2 protein-coding genes and 1 pseudogene are annotated in these 5,249 nt (G+C 58.5%); all 3 read left to right on the forward strand.

The genetic code is table 11. The features are described 5' to 3' along the window. Nucleotides 1-488, forward strand: a 488-nt coding sequence (locus L0H65_RS13880) for a hypothetical protein (RefSeq protein WP_301459645.1), incomplete at its 5' end; no start/stop codon positions are given. Nucleotides 489-516: 28 nt separating this feature from the next. Then, nucleotides 517-2,316: a glycosyltransferase gene (locus L0H65_RS13885; protein WP_301459646.1), complete on the forward strand. Its 1,800-nt coding sequence runs from the start codon at nucleotides 517-519 to the stop codon at nucleotides 2,314-2,316. 337 nt (nucleotides 2,317-2,653) lie between these two features. Continuing rightward, nucleotides 2,654-5,249 (forward strand): annotated as a pseudogene (locus tag L0H65_RS13890) (hypothetical protein); the annotation flags it as partial.

The raw sequence follows: 5,249 nt of genomic DNA on the forward strand, positions 1-5,249 counted from the left end.
ATGGCGCCGTCCTGAAAACCGGCAATTCGGTTCGGGATTTCCGCGCGGAGTCCATTGTCAAACTCCCCACAGCTTTGACCCCACCGCCGCGGATAAACCTCAGCCTGCCCTTAGCCGTGATGGAGCTTATGCGCTTGGGCAACCATAGCCTGCCCTCCGCAGCGCGCGAAGACCTGCGCGATTTTTTGATGCACTGTTCGGAATGGATCGAACTTGCGCCCAATGATCAGGTTGAAATGTTTGGTGCGGCACATCGGGCCGATTTGCTGCACCGGTTTCGACCGATCCATGCCTATCTGAACACGGTGGCCGAAACCGAAAATTTCTTTCCGGATATTGAGTCTGTCGCTCGGCCGCGCCCGATTCCCTACATGGATGCCACAGCGCAAGCGTTGGCGCAGATGACACCTGCGGTTTTGGCCAAGCTGCGCGATGAAACAGCGCGCGTCTTTATCGAAACGCTGCGTGGGCGGGCTGGATTTGGCTGATCACATACCATACGTGCTTCAATCCCTGATGCTTCCCGAGGTGGATTTCCCGGCGGATCCCCGGCTTTATTTGCGGCTGGCCGGGGCGGCCAGCCAAATCCCGGATCAGGCCGCGATCCGCTTTGGCCAAAGCGGCCAGTTGCGCGGCGATTGCTATTTCAACCTGTTCAACCTTGGTAAATGGCAAACCCGCTGCGGGCTTGGAACCCTGTCGTTGATTGTTCAGGGGAAGGGGGATTTCGAGGTCACGATCTGGCAGGCCGGTGTGGATGAACAGCGCCAGCGTCTGACCGTGCAGCAGGTCAGTTGCCGCCCAAAGCAACAACCTGGCGGCGTGGAGGTTGCCATCGCCCTGGCACCCTGCGTCCAAGCGGCGGTACTTTACTATGACATCCGCGTTCTGGGCACGCAGGGCCGGATAACGGCGTTGGATTGGGTTACGCGCCAAGCCCCGGTCCGGCAGCCGCGCCTGATGCTGTCGATCACCACCTTTCGGCGCGAAGCCGCCGTTGCACGCACCGCCGCGCGGTTTGAGAGTTTCATCCGCCAATCCCCGCTGGCCACCGATATCGACATGGTAATCGTTGATAATGGGTCAAGCGTACACATCACCGAAAGCGACAAGCTGCGCGTGATCGCGAATGAAAACCTTGGCGGTGCAGGTGGGTTTGCGCGCGGATTGATCGAGGCACGGGCGCGTGGGGCAAGCCATTGCCTGTTCATGGATGATGACGCCGCGATCCATATGACCAGTCTGGAACGGACATGGGTTTTTCTGGCCTATGCCACCGATCCGGCCACGGCCGTTGCCGGGGCGATCTCGTCGGGCAGCAACCCCGCAATCCTGTGGGAAAACGGCGCGGTCTTTGCCAGCCAATGCCGCCCTTGTTACAACGGCACCGATTTGCGCAATCCTGCGGCAGTGATCGAGATGGAGTTGGAGACAACCGCACCACCGCCGCAGCAGCATTATGGCGGCTGGTGGTTTTTCGCCTTCCCCGTCGATCATGCCCACCATATGCCGTTCCCGTTTTTCGTGCGCGGCGATGACATCAGTTTCAGTCTGGCCAATGCGTTCAGTACGGTCACGCTGCCCGGCGTGATGAGCTTTCAGGACATGGGGTTTTCGGAACGTGAAAGCCTGATGACGCTTTACTTGGATCTGCGCAGCCATCTGGCGCATCATCTGTCGCTGCCGGCGCTGGATATCGGACGCTGGCGCACGGCGCGGATTGCCGCGTGGTTTTTCGCCCGCAGTCTCTATTCTTGTCATTATGAGACATTGGCCGCGCTGAATCAGGCGGTTGAGGATGTGTTGTGCGGCCCGGATTTCTTTGCTGCAAATGCAGATCTGATCACGCGTCGCGCCCAGATTGCTGCACTGCGGGATGCCGAGAAATGGCGCGATATTGGCCCGACCGCCGCTCGGCGCACCGATCGGGCCCACGACTCGATCCGCTTTGCCCTGGAAACCCCGCTGCAACAGCGGTTGATGAAACTGACGATGAATGGCCATCTGCTGCCGTTCTTTGCCGCCTATGGCAACCGGGTAACGCTTGGCGCGCAAGACCGCGGCGCGATCCGTAAAATACTGGGGGCGGCCCGGATCACATACCGTGATGCCGCCCACGCCCAAAGCTATACCGTACATCACGACAAGGCCCGTGCCTTCAGGCAATCCCTGCGCATGGTCACAAATATCTGCCGCCTGTTGTGGCGATACAATGCACTTAAATCATCCTGGACCAAAGGATATGCGACCCTGACTCTGGGGGGTTTCTGGCAATCAAGGCTGGGTTGCGGGACATCGGATACGCCAAACCGGTGACGTGGATCGCCTTGGTCTGCAATGCCCGCCACTTGAAGAAAGAATTGGCAAGACCACCGCGTTTTGACATGTTCTCAAAGGAAGTTTTCCAGTCAATACCACATTGGAAAATGCTGATTTCTGCTGTAATCAGCCCAATGCAAGCGCGGGATAAGGCCATGTGCATCCCCTATTCAGGATTCTGAGAGACGCCATGCTCATTACCGCCCTTGCTTTCCCAGCTGAGTATCACGTGCATATCCGCGCCGCCTTTCCAGAATATGACTGGGACTTTGTGGCCAACGGCAACGACGTGAAATCTGATAGGATTGGGCACGGGGTCCGACGCTGGTTTCGCTTGAGGCGCCCTGCAAGCCCGGTTGCTGCCGCCCCTGAAACACCAGAAAAGCCCCAGACATATGTGCTGTGGTTCGACGAGGCCGAAGATATTCGCCGGACAACCCTTCAAGAGTTGCAGGCCAAAGGGCATCGTATTCTGGGCGTGATCTATCCGGGGCCGATCAATCCTGTTACCTCGCCGCTTGGATCGGCGGAAACCGGCGTGACCAGCTTCATGCTGCTGCCCATCGGGCCCGGCGCGAATTTGGCGGAAACTACGGAACTGCACGACCTGAAAATCCTGCCGGATGATTTGGCACCAGCGGCGCATGAACACTCGGCGCCGGGTGTATTATTCGTCAATCGGGATGCATCTGGGGACGCCCTTGAAACGCTGCCGAAGGGATATGTATTTGACACGACGGGTCTGGATTTGCCGTTGGCGAAGATCATTGCGCTGCTGCGTGTGAAGACCTTCATCCTACCACCAAACATCAACAGACGCGAAGCCTTGCGTCATTGCAGCAGTGTTGTGACCCAGGATGCGCTGCTTGCCACATTGGCGGTTTTGATCGGGCGCAATGTCATGGTGCCGGAGGCCGCTTTTAGTCCGGTCGAACCGATACAGCAGGCGTTTCGGTCCGGGAAAGCGGCGCTGGAAAACTTGATGCGGAACAGTACCCGCTTTGTTGATGTCAAAACGCACCAGAAAATTGACATTGCGACCGTTCGCAGGCGCATAGACGAGCAGTTTTTGCCTGTGGCGACTGGCGAAGTTCGCCTGCCCGATCTGGAAACGGATCAGCCCCTGTGCATTGTGATTGGCACAGCCGAGAGGGTTATTGACCCGCCGGCGCAATTGTTTCAGGGGCGCAAAACAGCGCAGGCTCCACCCGACTTCGCCCCACGCACCCTTTCCCAGAATCCCGACACCCTCGGTGGGCAGGATTTCATTGTCTGGGTTGGGATGCCAAGTACGGATTGGGTCAGGAACAGTAGCGGGGTGGTGCGTATCCTGTCACGTTACCCCTGCGGGATACCGATGCACATTGGGCACGAAACCGGGTTCTCCCCGGTTCTTGCCTGTGATCGTGTGTGCGGGCTGACCGATCCGGAAACCGGCGACTATATTGTCCAATATGATCTTGCTGCGGATATCGACCAGCTTGATGCAAAGGCACGCCGCCGGTTTCGCAGCTTGGGCAGGCAAATCCTGCCGGACCTTAGGCGGCTGCAATCAACATGGCACGTCAACCGCCACGATGTTTTCACCCTGACCCGCCGCTTGGGCCTTCAGACCCACCCGCGCCTTCTGATCCTCGGATCGGAGCCAGCCAAAAAGGGCTTACCGATCCGGACCAACCCTTGGAACATCGCCGATACCGATTTGATCCATCGGCTTTTGGCGGATCACCCGGAGGCTGAAATCCTGTATCAGCCCCACGGAGGAACTGCTGCGGATAATGCATTTCTGGCATCGATTCAGCAAGTGTCGGGCCGGGTTCGCATCCTGGACGCCGATCTTGATCCGGCAGAGCTTGCACCGGTTGTCGATGAGTTTCATACGGTCGCATCCTCTTTGGGCATTGCCGCCTTGATGACGCAAAAACCGGTCACGGTTTATGGCCGTCCGGCCTATGCCGGGCTGGGCCTGACCCGCGATCTGGACCTGGATGGTCAGGAGCGACCTTTGCTGGTGGAAACGGCACTGGATACGGCTTGTTTCATGGGGTGGTATTTCACAGAAAACGCCGTGTTTGTTGATCCGATTACAGGACAGCGGGCACCCTGTGAAGGCTTTGCCAAAGACTGGTTTCCGGGCTGTGGTGATCTGCGTGACAGTATTGCGGACCGTTTGTTGGCGCGTTTGGAACACGATCAAAGCATCAAAAGCCGCGACGATACCCTGAGTGTTTTGCGCAGCCATGTAAAACTTGATCATGTCAGGGCCTTGCTCGATACGATCAACCTGCCGACCGAGATTGACGAACGGCCGGACATGGCTTTGACGATTGCCGAGGCCTATGCCGGTTTGGGCAATTGGCGAAAAGCCCTGCAAATTGCCAGCAACGTCCAACGGCAGCACAAGGCCGCGATGACCACCAAGGTTGCACAAAGCATTTCGCGTATCCGGGCACGCATCCGCAGCACCGAGGATCGCGCGGCGTTTGGCCATTGTCTGCTGTCAGAGTTCCGCAACACGGCGGCCGCTGAGATGGAAAAGATCGGGACAGCCTTGATGAAACGGCGGTATTTTGGTACCGCCTTGATCGTTTTCCGCTCCATCCCGCCCAGCAATGCGCTGCTTGCCGCGATTTGCCGTTGCCAGACGGGCAAAAGCGATCTGGAGGGCGCGCAGCGCACAATCACCGAATTGGTGGCCCGCCGCGCGCCTGAGGCCGAGATTGAGATTCTGAGCCTTGGCCTGCATGAGTCCGGCGGGAACTGGCCGGAGGCGATGACCATCCTGACGCGGCTCTGCGACAAGGCCGCCAACGACCTTGATCTGAGGCAGCGATACGCAAATGCCTGCGCGGAGGCGGGCGAGCTTGATTTGGCACAGGAGGCCTATCAGTCGCTGATCCCGACAGTAAAAGGGCCTGCGGCCGCGCAGG

Origin of the sequence: Pseudorhodobacter sp., assembly GCF_030452865.1 — a bacterium.
Taxonomy (GTDB): Bacteria; Pseudomonadota; Alphaproteobacteria; order Rhodobacterales; family Rhodobacteraceae; genus Pseudorhodobacter.